Consider the following 24935-nt stretch of genomic DNA (forward strand, 5'->3'; position numbering starts at 1 on the left):
CAGTCAAAACTCCAAATCGGCTGATCGCTATTCACATTTTTTGACACTCAAAACCTTTCAACCCAACAGAGATGAACCTGAATCGGTTTAACATAGAATCAGAACACGAAATTTTTTCGGGCTTCCGTTGACTGGCTAATCTCTAAATATTATCATCAAGTTGCCGATGAGCTACTGTCTCAATCCGCATTGTACCCATCCTCAAAACTCAGACGACAGTAAATTTTGCTTAACCTGTGGTGCAAAACTGCTGCTGCGAGAACGATATCGCGCCATCAAACCTATCGGTTTTGGGGGGTTTGGTAAAACCTTTTTGGCGGTAGATGAAGATAAACCCTCTCGACCCGCTTGTGTGATTAAACAGTTTTTTCCCCAAAATCAGGGAACTCAAAATGCCGAAAAAGCCGCAGAGCTCTTTCATCAAGAGGCGGTTCGACTCGATCAACTCGGGAAACATCCTCAAATTCCGGACTTACTGGCGCATTTTGAACAAGATAACAATCAATATCTTGTACAAGAATATATCGAAGGACAGAACCTCGAAGAAGAACTGGTTCGTCATGACACTTTTGATGAAGCTAAAATTCGTCAACTGCTGGATGATTTACTACCTGTTTTGCAGTTTATTCACCAACATCAAGTCATTCATCGGGATATCAAACCTGCTAACGTCATTCGACGCAGTGCTTCACCCACCCAGACGAGCAGCATCGGTAGTTTTCCCGGACAATTAGTATTAGTAGACTTTGGTGCTGCGAAAGTCGTGACAACCACCCAACCCCCAGTCATGGGAACGATTATCGGCAGTCCAGAATATATTGCCCCAGAACAAACTCGGGGTCAAGCGGTTTATGCGAGTGATTTGTATAGTTTAGGCGTGACTTGTATTCATCTCTTAACTCAAGTTTCACCTTTTGATTTATTTGATATCAACGAAGATCGCTGGATCTGGCGAGATTATCTCAAAGGACAACCTTTTAGCGCTCAGTTAGGTCGAGTTCTCGATAAAATGTTGATGACGATACCCAACCAACGTTATCAAACTCCGCTACAGGTTCTTAAAGATCTTTATCCGGATGGTATTCCCGCAAAAGTTATTGGTAATATTCAGCTTGATTCGACTGCTACTGTCTCTCAAAGCGTTACTCCCTCACCAACGCCTACTCCCTCGCCTGCTGTGGCGTCTCCGCCTCGATCTTCATCCAAAACCTCCTCTCCGTTATCCCGTCAGACTCCGGCGAAACCGACTCGTGTTTCTCCATTGCGATCGCCGAGTTGGTCTTGTCTGTACACGTTAGAAGGACATCGGAATGCAGTGACTTCAATTACGTTTAGTCCGACTGAGGAGATTATCGCGAGTGGAAGTCAGGATCAAACGATTGAAATTTGGGATCTCAAAAAAGGAAAACGTTGGTATACTCTCACGGGTCATAGTAACTGGGTGACTTCTATTGCGATTAGTCCTGATGGTCAAACCTTAGCCAGTGGAAGTCGTGATCATACGATTGAAATTTGGGATCTCAAAAAAGGGAAACGTTGGTATACTCTCTCGGGTCATCACGATGGTGTGGAGGTGGTAGCATTTAGTCCCCAGGGTGATGTCTTAGCCAGTGGAAGTCGCGATCACACGATTGAAATTTGGGATCTCAAAAAAGGGAAACGCGGGTACACTTTATCGGGTCATCAGGATCGAGTTTATGGTTTAGCCTTTAGTCGAGATGGTCAAATACTCGCCAGTGGGAGTCGGGATCAAACGGTGCGGTTGTGGGATATGCAGCAAGGGAAAGAGTCAGAAAGCCTTCAAGATCATTCGGACTGGGTGAGAACTGTTGCGTTTCGCCCTGATGGTCAACAGTTGGCAAGTGGTAGCCGAGATGGGATGATTAAGTTATGGCAGCCTCAAGGGACTCGGTGGGTTGTGGAACGGACGTTGAGAGCGGATCAAAGTGATGTGTTTTCGATAGCCTATAGTCGAGATGGTCAACTACTGGCCAGTGGAAATCAATATGGCATCGATTTGTGGGATGTCAACAGTGGAACTTTACTGGAAACTTTAACAGACCATTCGGCAGATGTATTGTCTGTAATGTTTCGTCAAGATAATCTCATGTTAGCTAGTGGGAGTTATGACCAGACGGTTAAGATTTGGCAACCCCAAAGCCAGGGTTAAAGTTCTTCGGGCTGCGATCGCCTCGGATTTTACCGTTAAGACCCCCGTTCAGAAAAATGATAAATTCAGTTGAGTTTCATCAAGAAGTATAATACAATTATTAAATGATTATAAAGATTGTGAGTTTGACTGTTAATAAATGTATAAAGATTATTACGGCTTGGTGATTTATGCGGTTAGTATCCGAAATCGTTGGAAATGGCAAATTGCTTTACCCTACGGTGTAGAGTTGACCTCAAATGAAAATTATATGACCGCAGAAAAATCCCTCAATGGGGGAGTACGTTGGATTGAGACAGAAGCAACCTTCAATGCACTCAATAGCTGTTTGTCTCAGTTTTATGGTACTGGATTATTAAGTCAAACCGAATATACAAACTTAATAGAATCACTCCGAGGAATAACTCAGCGCTGTTAATTCACTTCACACCCATTCAATCATCATTCATTTTGTGATCACTTTTAACATGAGGAAAAGAGTGATCATATTCCTCACAAATGGTTGATTGTTTACCTTTATTCCCAATCCTTCTAAAGATATTTTTAGGATGGATTAATTGTACATTGTTTTCCTGAAGTTTCAGAAAAGGTGTTAATTAAATTAGAAATAGTTTCGGCGAGTTGAAAGTCAAGAGAAGTCAAGCCACCTTGATCATGAGTGGTTAAGCTAATTTTGACTTTGTTATAGGAGACTGAAATATCAGGGTGATGACCTAACTTTTCTGCGGGTTCGACTAAACAGTTGATAAAATTAACGGATTCAATAAAGTTATTAAAAGTATGTGTATAAATCAGAGTTTGGTTTTCCAGTTTCCAACCAGATAACTGTTGTAAACGTTGGGTGATTTCTGCTTCGCTTAAACGTCTATTCGGGTTTGTTTCGCTGTATTGAACCGATGGAACGGGAATCTCTGAAACCAATAAAGGTTGACCAACGGTCACAGCAGGCTCCGTCGTTGTACGGCGGAGTAATCTGTGACTCTGAATTAGACTCGTGACTATAATTGATAAAATTTCGATCATCTTAAAATCCGGCAATTGAGAACAGGGAATTACAGTCAAATCCCCTATTCTTTATCGTTTGATTTATTCTTCTGAATCTCCAGTTTCGGCTTCGACTTCGGCTTCGGTTTCGGCTTCGGCTTCGGCTTCGATTTCTTCTTCGACTTCTTCTTCGACTTCTTCCTCCGAAGGCGGTACAATGGCTACAGCAGCGATCGCATCTTCATCGTCGAGGCGTTGAACTCTGACTCCAGTCGCACTGCGAGATTGAGTCGGAATCGCATTAACAGCTTGACGAATAATGATACCTCGACTGGTAATGAGCATCAACTCATTGTCTTCATTCACCACTTGCAACCCGACGACTTCATCTGTCGTTAGATGTTGTTTAAATTTAGTCGCAATGATTCCTTTTCCCGCACGATTTTGGAGTCGGAATTGAGACACAGGAACTCGTTTACCATATCCACCCGCCGTAATTACCATAATCGCCAGTTCTTGATTATTTTCAACGGTGGTTTCTTCGGTTTCCGTCTCTAACAGTTCCTCGTCTTCGATGTCGGTTTCTTCGCTTTCAAGTTGGGCAATACTCGAAACAATTGCACTGGGTAAAATATCCATGCTAATGAGTTCATCTTTTTTACCCAATTTCATTGATTTTACGCCTCGGGTTGCCCGTCCTAAAGGTCGCAATTGTTTGTGATCGGTTCTAAAATGAATTGCCATTCCCAAACGCGAACCAATAATAATACTGTCGTCTGCTTTTGCCAGTCTCACCCAACGAAGTTCGTCACCTTCTCCTAAAGAAATGGCAATTAATCCATTCGCCCGAATATTACTAAATGCAGATAACTCGGTTTTTTTGATGTAACCGCCTTTGGTCAACATTACCAAGTAATCATCATCGCTAAATTCACTAACCGGGACAACAGAGGTAATCCGTTCCTGTTTGGGAATGGGTAACATTTGAACGATGGGTACGCCTCGGGCGGTGCGGGATGCGACCGGAATTTGATAGGCTTTGAGACAGTAAACAACACCGCGATCGCTAAAGAACAAAATACTATCGTGATCGCAACAACTCAAGAAGTGATCTATCCCATCATCTTCTTTCATTTTGGTGCCGGATTTTCCGCGAGTTGCCCGATTTTGAGCATCAAAAGTATTGACGGGCATTCGTTTGATATAGCCCTGTTCAGTGACTAAAATAATTGCTTTTTCATTGGCAATTAAATCGGTATCTTCAAGTTCTCCTTCGGTGTGTTCGATTTCAGTTCGTCGGGGTGAACCGTGACGTTCTTTGAGTTCAATTGCTTCGGCTTCAATAATCTCTAAGATGCGTTCTCGACGGGCTAAAATGTCTTGCAAATCGGCAATTATATTTTGCAGTTCTTCATGTTCGGCTTGAATTTTATGGGCTTCTAATGCGGTTAAGCGCCGTAGCTGCATTTGTAGAATTGCATCGGCTTGCACTTCTGAAAGTTCAAATCTTTCAATCAGTTCTTGTTTGGCGGTAGGTGTGTCGGCTGCATGACGAATTAAGCTGATAATTGGATCTAAATTATCGAGGGCGATTAATAATCCTTGCAGGAGATGATCTCGTTCTTGTGCTTTTCTGAGTTCGTATTCAGTGCGTCGCCGAATCGTTTCAACTCTAAAGTCTAGGAAAACTTTGAGATATCGACTCAGGGTGAGGCGTTCAGGTCTGCTATTAACTAGCGCCAACATATTCGCCCCAAAATTGGTTTGTAGAGGCGTTTGTTTGTAGAGGTTATTGAGGACAACTCGGGGATAAGCATCCCGTCTCAATTCCACAACGATTCGCATTCCTTGGCGATCGCTTTCATCACGAATATCAGAAATTCCCTCAATCCGTTTATCGTTAACCATTTCGGCGATTTTTTCAATTAATGCCGCTTTGTTGGTTTGGTAGGGAAGTTGGGTGATGATAATTGCTTCTCGTTCTGGGCGCCCGCGTTGTTGGAGGGTTTCTATTTGGGCGACACCTCGCATGGTGATTGAACCTTGGCCTGTGGTGTAGGCTTCACGAATCCCTGAACGGCCCAATATTTTCGCTCCGGTGGGGAAATCTGGCCCCGGAATGTATTTCATCAGTTCAACATCGGTGATTTCGGGATTGTGAATCATCGCGATCAACCCGTCTACGAGTTCACCTAAGTTGTGGGGGGGAATATTGGTCGCCATCCCGACTGCAATTCCCGATGAGCCGTTGAGTAAGAGTTGGGGGATACGAGCGGGTAAAACTAGGGGTTCTTGCTGTGATCCGTCGAAGTTATCCCCAAAGTTAACGGTTTCTGCGTCGATATCGCGCAGCATCGCATCGGAGGTGAGGGATTCCAGGCGACATTCAGTGTATCGCATTGCCGCCGGAGGATCGTTATCGATAGAACCGAAGTTTCCGTGACCTGCAATCAGGGGCGATCGCATGGAAAAGTGTTGCGCCATCCGAACGAGGGCATCATAAACCGCTCCATCTCCGTGAGGGTGGTATTTACCCAATACTTCTCCGACGACACGGGCGCACTTCCGAAAGGGGCGATCAGGCATTAAACCTAACTCGTGCATCGCGTAGAGAATGCGACGATGTACAGGCTTGAAACCATCCCTCGCATCTGGCAAAGCGCGACCTACAATGACGCTCATTGCGTATTCTAGATAGGATTGCTGCATTTCTTCACGCAGATCCCTGGGAACAATTCGCTCCTCTGAAATGCTCATCTGATAAAAAACTCCGTTAAAATTCTTAATTCAGTGTTTTTGAATCGGCAAAAATTGATAAAATTTGTTTATCTTTTTGTCATTTTCAAATTAACTTCACTCTCCGTTAAAATTATACCATAAATTGGTTTAAGATTGAGGCTTAAATAAGCTGCTATTGACCTCTATTGACACCGGACAAATGATTACTGTTATCTATTGCGATCAATTCCTCGAACACAAAACAGGTTTGCTTCATCCAGAACGCCCTGAACGTCTAAGTGCGATTGTTAAAGCCCTGAAAGCGACACCTTGGGCAGCACAAATTGATTGGCAGTTCCCGACTGCCGTGACGAGCGACTCCAAAACTAAGCTCAAACCCTTACTCGAAGAAGTTCACAGCGTCGATCATATTCGATTGGTAAAGGCAATCTCTGTCAATGGTGGGGGTTATCTTGATGGCGACACCCCTCTTTCAACGGAAAGTTATGAGGTGGCTTTACTGGCGGTGAATGCTTGGTTAGACGGGATTAACTCGGTTTTGGAGAAGAACCAACCGGCTTTTGTGTTGGCGCGTCCACCCGGGCATCATGCCGAAGCGGATCGAGGGATGGGATTTTGTCTGTTTTCTAATGCGGCGATCGCGGCTCATTATGCCTTGCAACAACCGAATATCAACAAAGTAGCGATTTTGGATTGGGATGTGCATCATGGCAATGGCACGCAAGCCATTATTGAAAATCATCCTAACTTGGCTTATTGTTCTTTACATCAATCTCCTTGTTATCCTGGTACGGGTTTTGAAGGAGAACAGGGGGCTTATAATAATGTTTTGAATATTCCGATGTCACCCGGTAGTACAGTGGAATTATACAAGGGGGCATTTGAATCTAAAGTTATGCCTTTTTTACAAAATTTTCAGCCCGATTTGTTAATTGTGAGTGCGGGTTATGATGCCAATCATGATGATCCGTTAGCGAATATTTCTTTGTATCCTCAAGACTATGGATTATTCACTGAATATTGTTTGCAATTGACGTCAAAAATTTTATTTGGACTAGAGGGGGGCTATGATCTGGCGAGTTTAGCGCAGTCGGTGGTGGCGACGATCGAATCCTGTTTAGCTTAAGAAAATCTTAAAAGAGTTAACCTCAGCCAGAAGGTAATCACCAAGCGCGATCGCTCCCACTCTGGGGGTCATCTCTATCTTTTGACCCTTGACAGGAATGGAAAACTATCCGTCATAATGGAAGTATACAGTTAAGACGAGGTTCTGCTTAGTGAAACATAGAAATCCAGTCAGCCCGAAAAAAAATACCACGCCCATTAATGAGGATATTCGTTGTCCAGAAGTGAGAACGATTGATGAGGATGGTTCTAATTTGGGAACAATGCCCCCCCGAGAAGCTCTATCCATCGCCCAAGATAAAGAACTGGATTTAGTATTGGTGAGTGATACAGCCAACCCTCCAGTCTGTCGAATTCTCGACTACGGTAAATACAAATATCAGCAGTTAAAAAGTAAAGAAAATAACCGTCAGTCTAGTAAAAGTCAGCTCAAAGAGTTGAAGATGCGCTACAAAATTGAAGATCATGATTATTCAGTGCGCGTCAACCATGCCAAACGGTTTTTAAAGTCGGGGAACCCAGTCAAAGCAACGGTGACAATGCGGGGACGAGAAAACCTTCATGGTGGACTGGCCAAAGATTTATTGGATCGGATGGCAATAGATCTCGAAGAATTTGCTCAGATTCAACAATCTCCTAAGCGAGAAGGAAGTCGCATCACGATGTTGCTGACTCCTCGAAAAGCATGATTGTGTTTTAAGCAATTTTTAGATACGAATGATGGGGTTGAGGGAGTGTGAAGTCGCATTAATCATAGCATGATTTGGATGTGGTGACGCTACCCTCACTCTCTTTTGGCTTAATTTTGACTTAATTTTGATTTAATTTTGATTTAATTTTTATTCACTGCTTCTAATCCGCTACAATATCAGTGATTATATTAGTCAGAAATTCAAGTCAATTATCACATCTGGGCAATTGTATTCCACCTACTTGCTTGTTTCTCACGGGAGCCATGACCCTCGACCGCAGCAGGCCTTAAAACAGTTAGCTGAACGGTTAAAAAAGCGAATTTCCATTCGATTATTACCGAGTTCGCCTTCACCAGTCCTGGCAACTGCAACTTTAGAATGTTCTTCCGTACCTTTGCATCAACAAATTCAACAATTTGCAGAATATACCCGAACTTTAGGATTAAATCAAGTCGAAATCTTGCCGTTATTTCTGCTTCCTGGAGTTCATGTCAAAGAGGATATTCCTCAAGAAGTTGCACGGGCTGAAACTGCACTAAAATCGACAGTGAACATCAAGATAAAACCCTACTTAGGATCTCAACTGTCTCGTTTAGCCACAGAATTAACCTATCAAATTACTTCTATTCCTTGTGACGTTTGGATTTTACTGAGTCATGGAAGTCGTCGCCCCCAGGGAAATCAACCTGTCGAAGAATTAGCGAGTCAGTTAGGGGCAATTCCGGCTTATTGGTTCACCTCTCCGAGTTTAGAATCCCAAGTTGAAGCGTTAGTTCAAACCGGATATCAAAACATTGGAATTTTGCCTTATTTTATCTTTGCGGGAGAAACCACCGATGCAATTACTCGTTTGAGTGAACAATTAGCTGAAAAATTTCCTCAAGTAAAAATTATGATCGCTGAACCTTTAGGAGTTAATGATGCCCTCGTGAATTTAGTGATTGATATGTTAACCCTGAGTTAACTGAAAAACTCAAAAGAAAAGGTAGAAGGAGTAGAAGGAGAGGCTTAACTTTTCTTTCCTTTCAATAAATAAGTCGTCATTTCTCCTTTTCCTTTGACTAAAATTGAACCTCGTCTTTCAAAAGAATAGTCATCTTTTAAAGCATGATAAGTTGTTTCTGTTACCTGAATTTCATTTGCAATTCCGTGAGATTCCATCCGACTCGCAATATTAACAGTATCTCCCCACAAGTCATAAATAAACTTTTTCAAGCCAATTACACCCGCAACAACCGGGCCGATCGCAATTCCAATTCGCATCTGAAATTTTTGTCCCGTTTCAGCATTAAATTCTAGAATAGTTTTTTGCATATCTAACGCCATATCTGCTATCCTTTCTGCATAATCTTCTTTGGGAATCGGTAATCCAGAAACCACCATATAAGCATCACCAATTGTTTTAATTTTTTCAAGATGATGTTTATCCGCTAAATGATCAAAACGAGAAAAAATTTGTCCGAGAAGTTGAACTAATTCAGCCGGAGGCATTTTTCCAGACAGTTCAGTAAATCCGACAATATCACCAAATAAAACCCCCGCATTGGTAAAGTTATCGGCAATGGTCTTAACAGGTTTTTGTTTTAAACGTTGAGCAATCGGAACAGGCAAAATATTTAGGATTAAGGCTTCAGAACGTTCCTGTTCGACTTGGAGTTGTTGGTAAGCTTGTTCTAAAGCCAGACGAGAATTAAACTCAGAACGGGCTAATCGATCATACAAATAAACCGAAAGATTACTAATCAAACAAATCCAGAAAAAATACAGGAATAAAAAATCAGAGGTCATCCAGTCGGAGGGATATTCTACCTCTAAATTAAACAGAATTTGTGTCCCTAGATAATAGATAAACGTTCCCGCCTGACCAATGAAATGTAGGGGCCAACAAACCGGAATTAAAGTAGCAAGTGAAAAAAAGGTTAGCGGCCATTCAATAATCGCAGGTCGAGAAAATCCGGCTATTGTTGCTCGAATTTGTGGACTCAGTGTGACTAACCAAGTTAATAAAAGAAAAACAAAAGCCGGATAACGAACACCAATTGCCGTTCGTAATAATATAAATCCTCCCAATAAACCCAGTTCAACACTCATTTGAGTAATCAACCAAGCGAGTTTGAAATTTTCGGGATTAAACCATAAATTATTAAGCTGTGATAGTGTAAATGTCAGATAAGCAATAAACGCCAGTCCGACTCCTAAACTCAGTCGTTGATGAATAAAACGATGTCGCCAAATTTCATAACTGGCGGCTTCGGAAATGTCAGGACTCTGAAAAAGCGACTGGACGAGGTTACGAACAAAAACCTCAACCTTCTGAACACCCTGAAACCTTTGCATCATTCTCACCTGGGTTGTATTTTCAAGTTAAGATGGTTTAGATCCCTCAGTTAATCACTTTCTAATATTAAGGTATAATTTACAAGAATGTACAAAAAATTTGTCTGACGGATCAACGGGATTGTTAGGAGTCAACAAAATGCACCGGAGATCGATTGAGATTTGATTGTGAATAAATCATCAGGTTGAATTGACAACGGTAGGAATAGAAAGTCTGAGATTGAGTGAATTTAAAGGATAAAATCGCAATGAATGATAATCCTCGCCAATTAGCATTTATCATACTCCGAGAGGTCGAACGGCGGGGAGTTTATGCTGATATTGCTTTAGATGAAAACCTGCGGAAAGCGGACTTGAGTAAAGTGAACCGACGGTTAACAACAGAATTGGTTTATGGTTGTGTGAGAAGACGGCGATCGCTTGATGCTTTAATTGATCAATTTGCTCAAAAAAAATCCCACCAACAGCCCCCAGATCTGCGAATTATTTTGCACTTAGGATTTTATCAATTGTACTATCTAAGTCAAATTCCAGCTTCGGCTGCGGTGAATACCAGTGTTGAATTAGCAAAAACCAATGGTTTATCTGGACTGAGTGGATTTGTAAATGGGATTATGAGAGAGTATTTGCGTCAACAAGAAAAACAAATTCAAAATCATCCAATTCTCAGATTAGAAGATGAAAACTTGATTCAAACTTTAGGAACTTTATATAGTTTTCCAGATTGGATTCTTGAATATTGGCTAAATAAACTGGGTTTAGAAGAAACTGAAAAACTCTGTCAATGGTTCAATCAATCTCCGACTATTGATTTAAGAATTAACGCTTTAAAAACAAGCCGAGACACTGTTGAAACTGAACTGAAGTTAGCGGGAATAAACGTTACCCCAATCCCTCATTTACCCCAAGCGTTGAGACTATCAGGAAGTATTGGAGAGATTCAAAATTTACCCGGTTATCGACAAGGATGGTGGAGTATTCAGGATAGTAGCGCTCAATGGGTAAGTCATATTCTCAATCCTCAACCCGGAGAAATCATTATTGATGCTTGTGCGGCACCGGGGGGAAAAACAACTCATATTGCCGAATTAATGCAAGATACAGGTACAATTTTAGCCTTTGATCGCGCTAAATCTCGACTGAAAAAAGTACAACAAAATCAAGAACGATTGCAACTAAAATCGATTACCACTCAAGTCGCTGATATTCGTGAGCTTTCTGAGTATAATAGTTGTGCAGATCGAGTTTTATTAGATGCACCTTGTTCTGGTTTAGGAACGTTACATCGTCGGGCTGATGCACGTTGGAGACATACAGAACAAAATGTTCAAGAACTTTCAGAATTACAAGCCGAACTATTAGAAAAAACGGCAACTTGGGTGAAACCAGGAGGGTATTTGGTCTATGCAACCTGTACGATACATCCTCTAGAAAATGAAACTATTATTCAATCTTTTTTAAGTCATAATTCCAATTGGGAAATTAATTCACCTACAATTCCTTTACAAGATGTTATCACTTCAGAAGGGTATTTAAAAGTCTGGCCCCATCGACAGAATATGGATGGTTTTTTTATCGTGAGACTTCAACGAATTTCGAGTTAGACCTCTCCCCCTAGCCCCTTTTCCTCAAAGGCGAGGGGGAATTTTTCCGGTTCCTTCTCCTCGTAGGAGAGGGTTAGCCAGAGGTATTAACTCATCGGTTTAATATTTCCATATCCTCCACCGCCCGGAGTTTCTATTACAAATACATCCCCAATATTCATCTCAACTGTAGCGGTACTTCCCAATATTTCTACCGTTCCATTACTGCGAATCACATAATTTTTACCCACTAAACCTGCTTCGCCTCCCGCAAGTCCAAACGGAGAAATAATCCGATGTCCCGATAAGATACTCGCCGTCATTTTTTCTAGAAAACAAACTTGTCGAATGATGCCATTTCCGCCTTGATTTTGCCTTTTCCCGCCACTATTTGAACGAATACTAAATTCTTCTAATAATACCGGAAACCGCCATTCTAAGACCTCTGGATCGGTTAAACGAGAGTTGGTCATATGAGTATGAACCGCATCAGTACCGTTAAAGTTTTCACCCGCACCTGAACCCCCACAAATTGTTTCATAATATTGATGGCGATCGCTTCCAAAAGTAAAATTATTCATGGTACCTTGAGAGGCTGCCATCACGCCCAACGCCCCGTATAAAGCATCAACAATGGTTTGAGAGGTTTCCACATTTCCCGCCACAACCGCCGCCGGATAACGAGGGTTCAACATACATCCTTCAGGGATAATAATATTGAGGGGTTTTAAACAGCCAGCATTGAGGGGAATCTGGTCATTAACCAGGGTTCTAAACACATACAAAACGGCTGCTTTACAGACTGCTTTGGGGGCATTAAAGTTAGTATTTAACTGTTGGGAAGTTCCTGAAAAATCGATAGTAGCACTGCGAGTCTTTTTATCTATTTTAATGGCAACTTGAATTTGACTTTCCCCATCCATCTCATAGGTAAACTCGCCATCTTTCAACACATCAATTGCCCGACGTACAGATTCTTCAGCGTTATCCTGCACATAACCCATATAGATTTGTACCGTTTCTAAGCCGTATTGATTCACCATTTTTTGGAGTTCTTGTGTTCCTTTTTTATTGGCGGCAATTTGGGCTTGTAAGTCGGCAATATTAATATCAGGATTTCGAGAGGGATAACGTCCTGAGGTTAATAACTCTAACAATTCTACATCACAAAATTCACCCTGATTGACCAATTGAAAGTTATCAATTAAAATCCCTTCTTCCTCAACAGTTGTACTGTTTGGAGGCATTGAACCGGGGGTAATTCCGCCAATATCAGCTTGATGACCCCTAGACGCCACGTAGAATAAAATTTGGTTGGTATTGGGGGCAAAAACCGGGGTAATTACCGTTACATCGGGTAAATGAGTGCCGCCATCATAGGGGTTATTTTGCATATAAACATCCCCCACTTTTAAATCGTCTTTTTTGGCTTTAATTAAACTGTTAACGCTTTCACTCATTGAACCCAAATGCACGGGAATATGAGGGGCATTGGCAACAAGTTGACCTTGTTTATCAAAAACTGCACAGGAAAAGTCGAGGCGTTCTTTAATATTAACAGAAGCGGCTGTATTTTGGAGAGTGATTCCCATTTGTTCGGCGATAAATTGAAATAAGTTTTTAAAGATTTCTAGCCGCACGGGATCGGGTTGGGAAGGGTTTGATAGAGTGTTTGAAGTTAATTCAGACTGAGAATTTGAGGTTTTGAGTTTATTTAAAACTAAATGATTGCGTTCAGTTAAGGTGACTTGCCAACTGGGTTCAATAATATTAGTTCCGGTGCCTTCGATAATCATTGCCGGGCCGATAATACTATCTCCGGGTTGTAAATATTCTCGCTGAAATAGGGGTGTATTTTGCCAACCTTGGGGTGTATACATTTGTACATTTGCGATGGGTAAAAGCGGTTGAGAACGAGTGCGAGAAATGATCGGTTCTTCTGGGGTGTCCATGTGTTGAATGACTTCTAAAGAAACCGATTCTACAATTAATGTTTTCCCTTCTCGGATAAAGCCATAAATGGTTTGATGTTTGTGTTCAAACTCGGCTTTCATGGTGTGATAATTGGCAAAATTAACGGTTAGGGTTGAATCTGTTCCCTCGTATTTTAAGTTGACTTTTGCTGAAGTTAGGGTTTGTAGGTGTTGAGTCGTTAATTCTTGTTTACACTCGGTTTCAAGTTGTGTTAAAATAGTTTGTAACTTCGGGATTAATTCGTCGGTTAATGTTGCTTCTACCGCCTGTTCTCGCATTGCCCGAATATCAGCTAACCCCATGCCATAAGCAGATAAAACACCTGCATAGGGATGAATAAATATCTGCTTAATTCCTAGTGTATCGGCAATTAAACAAGCGTGTTGACCACCAGCCCCCCCAAAACAACAAAGGGTGTAGTTTGAGACATCATAACCCCGTTGAAGGGAGATTTTTTTAATTGCATTTGCCATATTTTCAACGGCAATGGCAATAAACCCTGTCGCGACATCTTCGGGAGTACGACTATCTCCGGTTTTGGCTTGAATTTCTGTTGCCAACTCCTGAAATTTTTGCCGAACAATTTCCCCATCTAACGCTAAATTTCCGTTAATTCCAAACACTTGGGGAAAGTATTCAGGTTGAATTTTTCCCAACATCACATTACAGTCTGTTACCGTTAATAACCCGCCTTTGCGATAACAAGCTGGCCCAGGATTCGCCCCCGCAGACTCCGGCCCAACCCGATAACGCGACCCATCAAACCGGACAATGGAACCCCCACCTGCGGCGACAGTATGAATGGCCATCATGGGAACTCGCATCCGCACCCCGGCAATTTCTGTTTCAAATTCCCGTTCATATTCACCGTTATAATGGGCGACATCGGTGGAAGTTCCGCCCATATCAAAGCTAATTATTTTCTCAAAACCTGCCCTTAAACTGGTTTGAACTGCCCCAACAATTCCTCCGGCAGGGCCAGAAAGAATGCTATCTTTTCCTTGAAAATTTCGGGCATCGGTTAAGCCACCATTAGACTGCATAAATAATAATGAAACAGATTCATCGCCACTATTTAACTGACTGTAAACTTGTTCAACATAGCGACGTAAAATAGGAGAAAGATAGGCATCAACAACGGTTGTATCTCCCCGACTAATCAGTTTCATTAACGGGCTGACTTTGTGAGAGACGGAGATTTGAGAAAAGCCGATTTTTTGAGCCAGTTCAGCAATTTCTTGTTCGTGTTTGGGGTAACGATAGCCGTGCATTAAAACAATAGCACAACTCCGAATTCCGCTATCGTAAACTGCTTGGAGTCGAGGTTTGAGTAATTCAATATTAACAGGTTGTAATTCATTTCCTGAAACATCATAACGTTCATCAACTTCGATCACTTGTTCATAGAGGATTTCGGGTAAAATAATCTCACGAGCAAAAATATTTGGACGATTTTGATAGCCGATTCTGAGTGCATCTTTGAAGCCTTTGGTAATCACTAAAAGAGTGCGGTCGCCTTTACGTTCGAGGAGGGCATTTGTGGCGACAGTGGTTCCCATTTTTACCTCAGAAATGCGGTGGCTAGGAATGGGTTCATCGGGTGATAACTCTAGGATTTCTCGAATTCCTTGAATGGCTGCATCTTGATACCGTTCAGGATTTTCTGAGAGTAATTTATGGGCAATCATTTGGTTAGAAGGAGTACGGGCGACAATATCAGTAAAAGTACCACCCCGATCAATCCAAAATTGAAATTTATCTGTATTTTTAGGATTTGATTGTGTGTTAGTCATCTGGTTTTAACCTCAAAAAAATTGAATTGATTGTCTTCAAGTCTCAAACCGAATGTATAGGCGGTGAGAGTTTATATTGTAGCAAGTTGAACCGGGTAGGGTTAATTTCGATTTCGGGTTTATTTCTGGCGATGATCGGGAGAAGTGGCGATAAAGTTACCGTAGTAGTTGCTAAACTTCCAAAATTTTTTGATGAGATTTAAGGTATGATTGAAAGAGTTCAGGTGTTTTGAGTTAAGGGTGTCCAGATGAAAGTCATAAATAAGCATAATAGTTCCTTTGTTGATCACAAAATAGGGTGTTGGGAAGGTAGATGATCATCACACTTAAATTTGAGTTAACTGTGTTGAGTCTAGGTGAAATTAGCGATAATACTGTTTTTCTATCCAAATTCGCACGTCTTGTTCACAGGTGAATTGTTCATTCTGTCCAGTTTTGGGATCGTAAATATGCCAGATTAAGTCTCCTTTTCGGGTTTTAGTTTGCCAAATTCGAGGTTCTGAGTTGTTGGCTAAAAAATGGATAATGTATTGAAAAGTCTGAGAAAAGGTTTGGCTGAGTTGTGTTTTGATTTTATGGGAATGATCTTGACGCTTAGAACAAGTATCAGAGGGAAAAGCAAGCAAAACTTGAGTTATTTTCATAGAAATTACTCCTCAACAAATTTGAGTTGGAACCCATTTGATTTGGGGTTATTGTTATTTTGCCGAACTTGATGGAAACAAAACAGAGGCAGTTATAATAATTTGTAACCATAACAGTTTTAACTTAAAGCAACTGTTATGCTAGTTAACGCTGAGAACTGTATTGATCAGTATCTTGAGAGCCTCACATTTAACCCCTATGAACCTCAAACCCTTAGAAAAATTAGATCGCACCAACCTCTATGAGCAGGTCGCCTATCGCGTCCAGTCTCTAATAGAAGAAGGTACTCTGCAACCGGGCGATCGCATCCCCTCGGTCAGACGGATGCACAAACAGATGAACGTCAGTATTTCTACGGTATTGGAAGCCTATCGCCTTCTCGAAGATCGAGGTTTAATTGAGGCGCGTCCCCAGTCGGGTTATTTTGTCAAGCAAACGCCGTTGCTGTCCCATCGCGATGAACCAAACCCTTCGGCGCCTCCCCGTCGCATCTATACTGTAGACGCTTCAATTGCTTTGGGGATTAATGTGGCGCTGCGAGATCCAAATATTATCCGTTTAGGGGCTGCGGTTCCTGATCCCCAACTGTTTCCGGTTAAAGCCCTGAACCGTTTAATGGGACAGGTGATGCGTCAATATCCCGAAACTTGTCACGCCTATAACCCACTTCCGGGCTGTGAACCCCTCCGTCACGAAGTCGCCCGTCGTTTGATGGATGCGGGATGTTCCCTGACTCCCGAACAAATTTTAATCACAAATGGTACTACAGAAGCCCTTCATTTGTGTTTGCGGGCGGTGACTAAACCGGGAGATACAGTGGCGATTGAATCTCCTTGTTATTATGGTTTATTAGAAATTTTGGAATCGTTGCATTTGCGAGCATTAGAACTTCCGACTCATCCGCGAGATGGGTTAATTCTTGAAGAATTAGAAACAGCATTAAAACAGGGAAATATTGCGGCTTGTACTGTTGTTTCTAATTTTAGTAATCCTCTGGGGTGTTGTATGAGTGATTCTCATAAAAAACAACTACTAGAAATTTTAGAACGGTATGATATTCCTCTGATTGAAGATGATATTTATGGAGATTTAAAATTTGACGGCAATCGTCCGAAGGCGATTAAAGCTTATGATCGCAAGGGTTTAGTCATGTATTGTGCTTCTTGTAGCAAAACACTCTCTGCGGGTTTGCGCGTCGGTTGGACGGTTCCCGGTCGTTATCAAACAAAAGTTGAACAGCTAAAATTGATTACGAATATTAACACGGCAGCAGCAAATCAGCTTACAATTGCGAGTTTTTTAGCCAATGGGGGATATGATCGCCACCTCCGACAATTACGACGGGCTTATCAAGAACAAGTCATCCGAATGACACAAGCGATTTATGAATATTTTCCTGATGAAACCAAAGTTACTCGACCCAAGGGTGGTTATGTTTTGTGGGTCGAAATTCCCTCAAATTTTGATTCAATGATGCTCTACCATCAAGCACTTCAAGACAATATTAGTATTGCACCCGGTTCAATATTTTCGGTATCGGGAAGTTATCAAAACTGCTTTCGTCTCAATTGCGGAATTCCCTGGTCAGATCAACTCGAACAAGCCCTAAAAACGTTAGGTGTTCTAATTCATCAGCAGTTATAGAATAGACTTTTAATTCTACTCCTAAAAAATTCAGTAAATTCGCTGAAAGTTATCAAGTCTCTACTTCTACAATCCACGGATTAGCACGACACAACTTTTAACTCAACCGATCTCTTTCATAAAATGTTCAAGTTGATTATGGTAATTTTTTAGGCTAGATGTTATCTTTATAAGAACTAGCTAGAATAGAATAGAAGCTCTAAAATGGATAAATATCAGCAAATGAGGAAAAGCACTATTAATTTGACAAAAATTAAATTCATCCTTGAGGACGATTCAGAATGATAGAACTTAAAAGTACAATGCCATCACAACACAAAGAGCTGCCTAAGTGTTCTACGGGTATCAATGGATTAGACGAAATTACCTTAGGTGGACTTCCAAAAGGACGGCCAACTCTCGTCTGTGGTACAGCAGGTTGTGGTAAAACTCTATTGGCAATGGAGTTTTTAGTGCGGGGTGCAGTTCAATACAATGAACCGGGTGTATTTATAGCGTTTGAAGAAACAGCCGAAGAATTGACTGAAAATGTTGCCTCTCTCGGTTGGGATTTAAAACAACTAACTGCCGAAAATAAAATCAGTATTGATTATGTTCATATTGACCCCGAAGAAATTGAAGAAGTCGGCGAATATAATTTAGAAGCCTTATTTATCCGCTTAGGTTGTGCCATTGATCAGATCGGCGCTAAACGAGTTGTTCTTGATACGATTGAAGTGTTGTTTGCCGGACTTTCTAATACTGCAATCATCAGAGCGGAATTACGGCGATTATTTCGCTGGCTCAAAACCAAAGGAGTCACCGCCATTATTACCGCAGAACGGGGCGATAATAGTCTCACCCGAAACGGTATCGAAGAATATGTTTCTGATTGCGTAATCAGACTCGATCAACGCATCCAAGAAGAAGTCTCAACTCGTCGTTTACAAATTATCAAATATCGGGGTTCTTATCACGGAAGCAATGAATATCCGTTTCTGATTAATGAAAATGGGATTTCGGTTTTACCGATTACTTCTGTGGGTTTAGAACATGAGGTTTCTAATGAACGAATTTCCAGCGGAATTTCTCGGTTGGATGCCATGCTCGGAGGGGAAGGCTACTATCGAGGCAGCAGTGTTTTAATCACAGGCACCGCCGGAACTGGAAAAACCACTCTCGCCGCCCATTTTGCTCAAGCCGTATGTCAGCGGGGAGAACACTGTCTGTATCTGGCTTTTGAAGAAGCCCCAAACCAGATTATCCGTAACCAACGTTCTGTCGGGGTGGATTTAGAGCCTTTTGTCGAACAAGGATTACTACGATTTAAGGCTGAACGCCCCACAGCTACGGGTTTAGAGTTGCATTTGGTGACATTGTACCGTCTGATTGATGAAGTCAAGCCTAGCGTCGTGATTATTGATCCAATGAGTAATCTGACAATGAGCGGAACATTAACACAAGCGAAAGCTTTTTTATTCCGTTTAATTGACTTTTTCAAGAGTAAACAAATCACGGTTTTATTGACCAATTTAATATCCGGTAGCAATATCATTGAGTATACTGAAATTGGCATTTCATCCTTGATGGATACTTGGTTAGAAGTGCGAATGACAGAAACGAATGGTGAACGGAATCGTCTATTGTATGTATTGAAATCTCGGGGGATGGAACATTCAAATCAAATGCGAGAAATGCTGTTAACAAAGCAGGGGATTAAACTGAGTGATGTGTATTTAGGTCAAGGTCAGGTGTTTACGGGAACGGCTCGCACAATTCAAGAAGCTCAAGAAAAAGCAAATGGATTAGCTCGTCAGCAGGAGTTTGAACGTAAACAGAGACAGCTAGAATGTAAACAAGCGATCGTGCAATCACAAATTGATGCTCTACAAGCTCAAATCGATACGGAAAAAGAAGAACTAGAGTTGATGATTCAGTCTGAACAACGCTCTCAGGACATCTTGCATCAAAATCGAATAATAATGGCTAAAATGCGTCAAGCTGATGAAAATATTACTTCAGAAAACTAAGCGTTAATCTGTATCAAAGATTGTTGATTTGGTTTGCTTTATCCTTAACCTAATGTCTAACAAAATTTATGGAGAACTTAGTGGAATATTCTGAACAGTTTGAAGCATTAGATCCCAATTCTATTTGGGAATTAAAACTCTATGTCGCTGGACATACAACTCGCTCAATTAGAGCATTTGAAAATCTCACCCAAGTTTGTGAGGAGTATTTAAAGAATCAATATACAATTGAAGTGATTGATTTGTTAAAAAATCCTCACCTGGCTAAACAAGATCAAATTATTGCTTTACCCACTTTAGTTAGAAAACTCCCGACACCTATCAAGAAAGTAATTGGAGATTTGTCTAATCAAGAAAAGATTGTAGTTTGGTTAGAAATCAATAAAGTTTCGACCAATGCTCAATAACTAAAGAGTCGTGAAAGAGATGATTAAGTTATGAAAGAAAAGTCGATTGAAAACTCAACTGAAGTCTTTGAGAAAGTTTTACAAGAAAAAAAAGAAGTACATTACACTTTGCATTTGTATATTGCGGGAACAGCCTTACAGTCTATTGTCGCCCTCAAAAATCTTCAAAAGATTTGTGATGAATATCTAGCGGGACGACACGAACTAGAAGTGATCGATATTTACGAACACCCTGAACGATTACAAGCTGAAAATATTGTTGCTATTCCCACACTGATTAAAGTTTTTCCAGAACCGTCTCAACGGATTATTGGGAATTTTTCAGACAAACAAAAGGTTCTAACTGCATTAGGTTTGATGTGAAGTTAGGTTTTAAATAAGAGAACTTAAAGATGTTCAGAGCGTAATTTTTTAAACACCTGATACATCTGTTTTGCTAATTTTTGGGGATTCCACAAAGCGGCTAAGTTTTCCGGTTTTTTGGAGTCAATTAAATGTTCTCGAATTTGAGTTCTCAAAGCAGTATCCGTTCCTAATTTTATCCCAAGTTCCGTATATTCTTCCCAACTCCAAGCCACACCCACATCCAAGTTAACGGCTTGTAAAAACGCATAACCCATGCGAGAGAGATACTGTTCACCTGCTCTTGTTAAAATCGGTAAATTTGACCACAAGGCTTCTAGATTATGTGTTCCGCCATTGTAAGGATAGGAATCTAATAAAACATCAACAACTTGATAAATGGCTCGGTGTTCTTCTTCGGTTTTCGTTAATCCAATAAACAAAATTCGATTAAAATCAACACCTTGTTCTTCACAGGATTGACGATACATTTCCCGAATTAAAAGATGATCTCCTTGACCTTTTCTAATCATTAAACTCTCAGGTACAGCTTTAAGGATTTTGACTTGCGCTTCGATCATTTCAAAGTTTGTTTTTCGACCGGGAGCAACACATAGATAAACTAATTTATCCGATTCTATTTTAAGCTGTTTTCTAATTAAATTGCGATTAACTTGATGACTTGCTAATCCTGAAATCGCTACAGAAGTTTCGGGTAAACGAATTAATTGTTCACGATAATATTGTTCTCGTCCGCTCGGATGAGTGTTCCAATCACAGAGAAAATAATGCTTGTCCGTGATATAAGGCGCATCAAAACCGAGCCAAGTCAAACAAACGGGAGCAGGTGAATAATTTAAAATCTGGACATTAGCAGGAACGGTGACTGAATCTAAATCAATTAAAATATCAATTTGATCTTGTAAAATTTCTTGGGCTAATTCTTCAGCTGATGCAAAACCATTCGGATAGGATTTTGGCCAGTAAAACTTCTGAGCGATTTCTTCAAACTTTTGGGTGACTTCATCAGCTTGTAATCGTCCAGTTACATACAGATGAATGTTCGGTGTAATGGCAGATAATTCTCGAATTAAAGCTTCACTGCACCAACCCACAGAATGACGGCGAAAGTGTTTGGAAATAAAACCAATTTTTAAAGCATTCGGTGATGAGTTTGGTGATAAACTTGGTGAATTGTTAACAACTTTTAACGGTTTCAGCACTCGTCTTTGATAATATTCAGCCGCAATCTGTTTATAAAAATGAGTATTTTCGACTAGAGCATCTCGGACATGAGACACAATAAAAATCAAAATTTCATACAACAAATTTACTTCAAACAGAGATAAGCTTTTGATTCGTTCATTGCAAATTTTTTCTAGTTCTACAAGTTTAGTTACGGCTTCTTGATAAGCACCTGATTGAGTATAAGCAAAGATATAAGCAATCGCAGATAAAACCGGAACTTTTTCACCGCATTGTTGACAGTATTGATCAGCCGCTTTTCTCGCTTTTGTCAGATTTGTTGAATGACTAAGAAGATCACATAATTGCTGATGAGCTTCAATATAGTCAGGGTTGAGTTCAATTGATTTTTCTAAATTAGCAATAGCAACTTGGGGTTGATCTTGCTTTTGAATATGGGCTAAACGACAGTATATTTCTGCCCAGTCTTGCTTGATCTCGATTGCTTTTTCATAGTTTTCAATCGCTTGTTTGACTTGACCCATATTCGCATAAATATTTCCTAAACTCGCATAAGCTTCTGGAATATCAGGCTTAATTTTGAGCAAGTTTTGATAACAGTTAATCGCTTCTTGATGGTGATTGAGTTTCACTAAAGCAAAGCCCAGGTTGAGATATAAATCTGGATTTTGAGGATTGAGTTTAATTCCAGCTTGAAAGGTTTTGATTGCAGCTTCATATTGTTTTTGTTCAGAATAGAGACACCCTAAATTCAAATAGGCTTCAACTTCACTGGGTTGAATTTCTAGGGCTTTTTGATAGGAGGAAATAGCTTCTGTAAATTGTTTCTGATGCGTGAGAAGATTTCCGAGTTCAATGTGTAGTTTTGCACCGCTCAAGTTTGGCTGAATTTCTAAGGCTGTTTTCCAACTTTTAATCGTTTCTTCAAATCTTCCTAATCGTTGAAAAATCTTTCCTAAATTCCAATGGACAACGGCAAAATTAGGTTGTTGTTTTAAGGCTTGTTGATAATCAGCAATTGCCTTGTCTATTTGATTGAGTTTAGCATACATTGTTCCCCGACTTCCATAGATTTCGGCAAGGTTTGGCTGAAGTTCTAATGCTTGAGAATAGGCGCGAATTGCTGCTTCGAGTTTTCCTTGAAAGTGAAGTGCATTTCCCAGGATAACGTAGGCGTGATAAAATTTAGGTTGTATTTTTAAGGCTTGCTGACAAATTGCGATCGCTTGTTCAAATTTACCTTGATCAACACAGAATTTAGCCTGGGTTTGATAGGCTTTAAGTTCATTATATTTTGTTTCTAACGGACTAAAATTTTTTGAATTTTCAACAAAAATTGCATCAGTTTGAGAATAATTTATTGGAGAGTGCTGTTCAGTTTCTATTGCTTCTGTTAGCGGACTCAGTAAATCAACTCCGCCTTCTTCAAATCCTTCACTAGAGTCAGAAACCAAGCTTAAATCTGTGAGATTATTGGCTTGAGTTAATTGACGGAGTGCGACAATCGCTTCTGAACAATCAGATTGTAATCTGAGAATCGTTTGATAATAAGATATCGCTTGTATCGTTTCACCTTTAACGACTAAAACAGAAGCAAGCTTTAAGTAAAATTTAACTTGATTGGGTTGCAGTTCAATGGCTTTTTGATAACAAGAAATCGCTTGTTCAAGTTGGTCAGTTTGAGAAAAAGCATTACCGAGCATCCAATAAATGACAGCAGAATTAGAGTCTAAATTAATAGCTTTTTGATAACACTGAATCGCTTCAAAAAAACGGTGTAAATGATAATACATACTGCCCAAATTAGCTTGGGCTTCTGTGAATTCGGGTTGTACATCTAACGCTTGTGTATAAGCCCAGATTGCAAGTTCTATCTGATTTTGTTGTTGTAAAACATTTCCCAAGCTGAGATAAGCGATCGCAAAATCTGGCTTGAGATTAACGGCTGTTTGAATCGCTTTTATCCCTGCTTCTAGCTGTCCATTCATAACCAAAACTTCTGCAAGTTTTTGATAAATTTCTGCTTGGTGTGGGGCCATTTGTAGGGCTTGTTGATAAGATCCGATCGCCGATCCCCATTTCCCTGCTTCTTGAAACTTAATTCCGGTTTTAAAATAAGTCTCAACTGATTCAAATTTCATAATAAACTCCTTGATTTAACCGTTGTCTATTTAAAATTAAAATTTGATTTGCTCTGTTTTAATGATTATGGTACTATACCTCTAAGCTTATCAAAATATTGTATTCACGTGTGATCGGCTTGCTATTGATTTGGCGATCTTCTCACCGAACAGTTTCAATCAGCCGAGTGAAGCCAATTCTTAGATGATTTGTAAATTGGATACTATCATGTTTATAATTTACCTTCAAACTAACAATTTAAACCAATCTACTATTCTAGAATGCCCTTAACGCGCTACAGTAAATAGGGGGTAATTAAAAATTTAATTGCCGATTGTCCAAAAATCATCCTAAATTGAGGAGTCTTCAACATGAGCGAACAAGATCCCGTTAAATTAATGAAACAGCAAGTCGGAAAAGCCGCAGCCGATCGCGTCAAGTCCGGTTCAATTGTGGGTTTGGGTACGGGTTCAACCACAGCCTACACCCTTCAGTATTTAGGAGAACGTCTTCAAAGTGGAGAACTCAAAGATATTAAGGGCGTTCCCACCTCATTTCAATCCTCTGTACTCGCTAAACAATATGGTATTCCCCTCGTAACATTAGATGAAATTGATCACATGGATATTGCCATTGATGGCGCCGATGAAGTTGATCCCAATAAGAATCTAATTAAAGGTGGAGGTGCCGCACATACTCGTGAAAAAATTGTTGATAGTTTAGCCGATCAATTGATCGTCGTTGTTGATAGTTCTAAACTCGTTGATAAACTTGGATCAACCTTTTTACTCCCCGTAGAAGTAATCCCTTTAGCGATTACTCCAGTGATGAACAAAATCGAAAAATTAGGCGGAAAACCAACCCTTCGCATGGGTGTTAAAAAAGCAGGGCCAGTGATTACCGATCAAGGAAATATGGTGATTGATGTCAAATTTGACTCCATTGATAACCCCGCAGAATTAGAAAAAACCCTTAATAATATTCCCGGTGTTTTAGAAAATGGTTTATTTGTGGGTGTTGCTGACGTGATCTTGGTCGGAGAAATCAAAGACGGAAAACCCTTAATCCGCGAAATTTCTTAAGTTTTCTCACCCCTTCGGAGGCGTTCAGGCAGAACGTCTCTATTTTGATTAAAATAGAATAGATAAACCGGGAAGTTGTAGT

18 protein-coding genes are annotated in these 24935 nt (G+C 40.5%); 11 read left to right on the forward strand and 7 right to left on the reverse strand.

The window, feature by feature from the left end; genetic code table 11:
• The first annotated feature begins 166 nt into the window (after positions 1–166).
• Together M595_RS05460 and M595_RS05465 are read left to right on the forward strand one after the other, a co-directional pair.
• Positions 167–2170: a WD40 repeat domain-containing serine/threonine-protein kinase gene (locus tag M595_RS05460; protein ID WP_023065140.1), complete on the forward strand. Its 2004-nt coding sequence runs from the start codon at positions 167–169 to the stop codon at positions 2168–2170.
• 139 nt (positions 2171–2309) lie between these two features.
• Positions 2310–2588 (forward strand): hypothetical protein, encoded by a 279-nt coding sequence (locus tag M595_RS05465; protein ID WP_023065126.1) that lies wholly within the window; start codon positions 2310–2312, stop codon positions 2586–2588.
• Between the two features lie 125 nt (positions 2589–2713).
• On the opposite strand, the gene M595_RS32135 is transcribed toward M595_RS05465, so the two are convergent.
• Both M595_RS32135 and gyrA read right to left on the reverse strand, forming a co-directional pair.
• Complete coding sequence (locus M595_RS32135; protein ID WP_023065054.1) at positions 2714–3112, reverse strand: 4a-hydroxytetrahydrobiopterin dehydratase; 399 nt, start codon at positions 3110–3112, stop codon at positions 2714–2716.
• Between the two features lie 144 nt (positions 3113–3256).
• Positions 3257–5911 (reverse strand): DNA topoisomerase (ATP-hydrolyzing) subunit A, encoded by a 2655-nt coding sequence (gene gyrA, locus M595_RS05475; protein ID WP_023065132.1) that lies wholly within the window; start codon positions 5909–5911, stop codon positions 3257–3259.
• A 181-nt stretch (positions 5912–6092) separates the two neighbouring features.
• Between gyrA and M595_RS05480 the strand changes: the two genes are divergently transcribed.
• The 3 genes from M595_RS05480 (at position 6093) to M595_RS05490 (ending at position 8674) form a co-directional block, all read left to right on the forward strand.
• Positions 6093–7019 (forward strand): histone deacetylase family protein, encoded by a 927-nt coding sequence (locus tag M595_RS05480; RefSeq protein ID WP_023065068.1) that lies wholly within the window; start codon positions 6093–6095, stop codon positions 7017–7019.
• Between the two features lie 151 nt (positions 7020–7170).
• Positions 7171–7707: a translation initiation factor IF-3 gene (gene infC, locus M595_RS05485; RefSeq protein WP_023065115.1), complete on the forward strand. Its 537-nt coding sequence runs from the start codon at positions 7171–7173 to the stop codon at positions 7705–7707.
• A gap of 229 nt (positions 7708–7936) precedes the next feature.
• Positions 7937–8674: a sirohydrochlorin chelatase gene (locus M595_RS05490; protein WP_040483631.1), complete on the forward strand. Its 738-nt coding sequence runs from the start codon at positions 7937–7939 to the stop codon at positions 8672–8674.
• Between the two features lie 44 nt (positions 8675–8718).
• Here the strand turns inward: M595_RS05490 and M595_RS05495 are convergent, their stop codons facing one another.
• A complete protein-coding gene (locus tag M595_RS05495; protein WP_375339234.1) occupies positions 8719–10047 on the reverse strand; it encodes an adenylate/guanylate cyclase domain-containing protein in 1329 nt (442 codons plus the stop codon).
• Between the two features lie 248 nt (positions 10048–10295).
• Between M595_RS05495 and M595_RS05500 the strand changes: the two genes are divergently transcribed.
• Entirely contained in the window at positions 10296–11651 is a 1356-nt protein-coding gene (locus M595_RS05500) for a 16S rRNA (cytosine(967)-C(5))-methyltransferase (RefSeq protein ID WP_023065043.1), read from the forward strand.
• Positions 11652–11737: 86 nt separating this feature from the next.
• Here M595_RS05500 and M595_RS05505 read toward each other — a convergent pair whose 3' ends face one another.
• The 3 genes from M595_RS05505 to M595_RS05510 all read right to left on the reverse strand — a co-directional run bounded on the left by M595_RS05505 (position 11738) and on the right by M595_RS05510 (position 16041).
• The gene (locus tag M595_RS05505; protein WP_023065141.1) at positions 11738–15397 is read right to left on the reverse strand and encodes a hydantoinase B/oxoprolinase family protein; all 3660 of its coding nucleotides are present in this window, start codon (positions 15395–15397) and stop codon (positions 11738–11740) included.
• Positions 15398–15516: 119 nt separating this feature from the next.
• Complete coding sequence (locus tag M595_RS31020) at positions 15517–15666, reverse strand: hypothetical protein (protein WP_161809805.1); 150 nt, start codon at positions 15664–15666, stop codon at positions 15517–15519.
• A gap of 93 nt (positions 15667–15759) precedes the next feature.
• Positions 15760–16041, reverse strand: coding sequence for a hypothetical protein (locus M595_RS05510; RefSeq protein ID WP_023065024.1), 282 nt, complete (start codon positions 16039–16041; stop codon positions 15760–15762).
• A gap of 199 nt (positions 16042–16240) precedes the next feature.
• Between M595_RS05510 and M595_RS05515 the strand changes: the two genes are divergently transcribed.
• The 4 genes from M595_RS05515 (at position 16241) to M595_RS05530 (ending at position 20465) form a co-directional block, all read left to right on the forward strand.
• The gene (locus M595_RS05515) at positions 16241–17686 is read left to right on the forward strand and encodes an aminotransferase-like domain-containing protein (RefSeq protein WP_023065100.1); all 1446 of its coding nucleotides are present in this window, start codon (positions 16241–16243) and stop codon (positions 17684–17686) included.
• 281 nt (positions 17687–17967) lie between these two features.
• Entirely contained in the window at positions 17968–19695 is a 1728-nt protein-coding gene (gene kaiC / locus M595_RS05520; RefSeq protein ID WP_040483632.1) for a circadian clock protein KaiC, read from the forward strand.
• 68 nt (positions 19696–19763) lie between these two features.
• The gene (locus M595_RS05525) at positions 19764–20102 is read left to right on the forward strand and encodes a circadian clock KaiB family protein (RefSeq protein WP_040483633.1); all 339 of its coding nucleotides are present in this window, start codon (positions 19764–19766) and stop codon (positions 20100–20102) included.
• Positions 20103–20132: 30 nt separating this feature from the next.
• Positions 20133–20465: a circadian clock KaiB family protein gene (locus tag M595_RS05530; RefSeq protein WP_023065061.1), complete on the forward strand. Its 333-nt coding sequence runs from the start codon at positions 20133–20135 to the stop codon at positions 20463–20465.
• Positions 20466–20488: 23 nt separating this feature from the next.
• Here the strand turns inward: M595_RS05530 and M595_RS05535 are convergent, their stop codons facing one another.
• Complete coding sequence (locus tag M595_RS05535) at positions 20489–23791, reverse strand: tetratricopeptide repeat protein (RefSeq protein WP_023065078.1); 3303 nt, start codon at positions 23789–23791, stop codon at positions 20489–20491.
• 351 nt (positions 23792–24142) lie between these two features.
• Here M595_RS05535 and rpiA point away from each other — a divergent pair, with 351 nt between their 5' ends.
• Complete coding sequence (rpiA, locus tag M595_RS05540; protein WP_023065110.1) at positions 24143–24853, forward strand: ribose-5-phosphate isomerase RpiA; 711 nt, start codon at positions 24143–24145, stop codon at positions 24851–24853.
• The last annotated feature ends 82 nt before the right edge of the window (positions 24854–24935 follow it).

This window comes from Lyngbya aestuarii BL J, from assembly GCF_000478195.2.
GTDB lineage: Bacteria > Cyanobacteriota > Cyanobacteriia > Cyanobacteriales > Microcoleaceae > Capilliphycus > Capilliphycus aestuarii.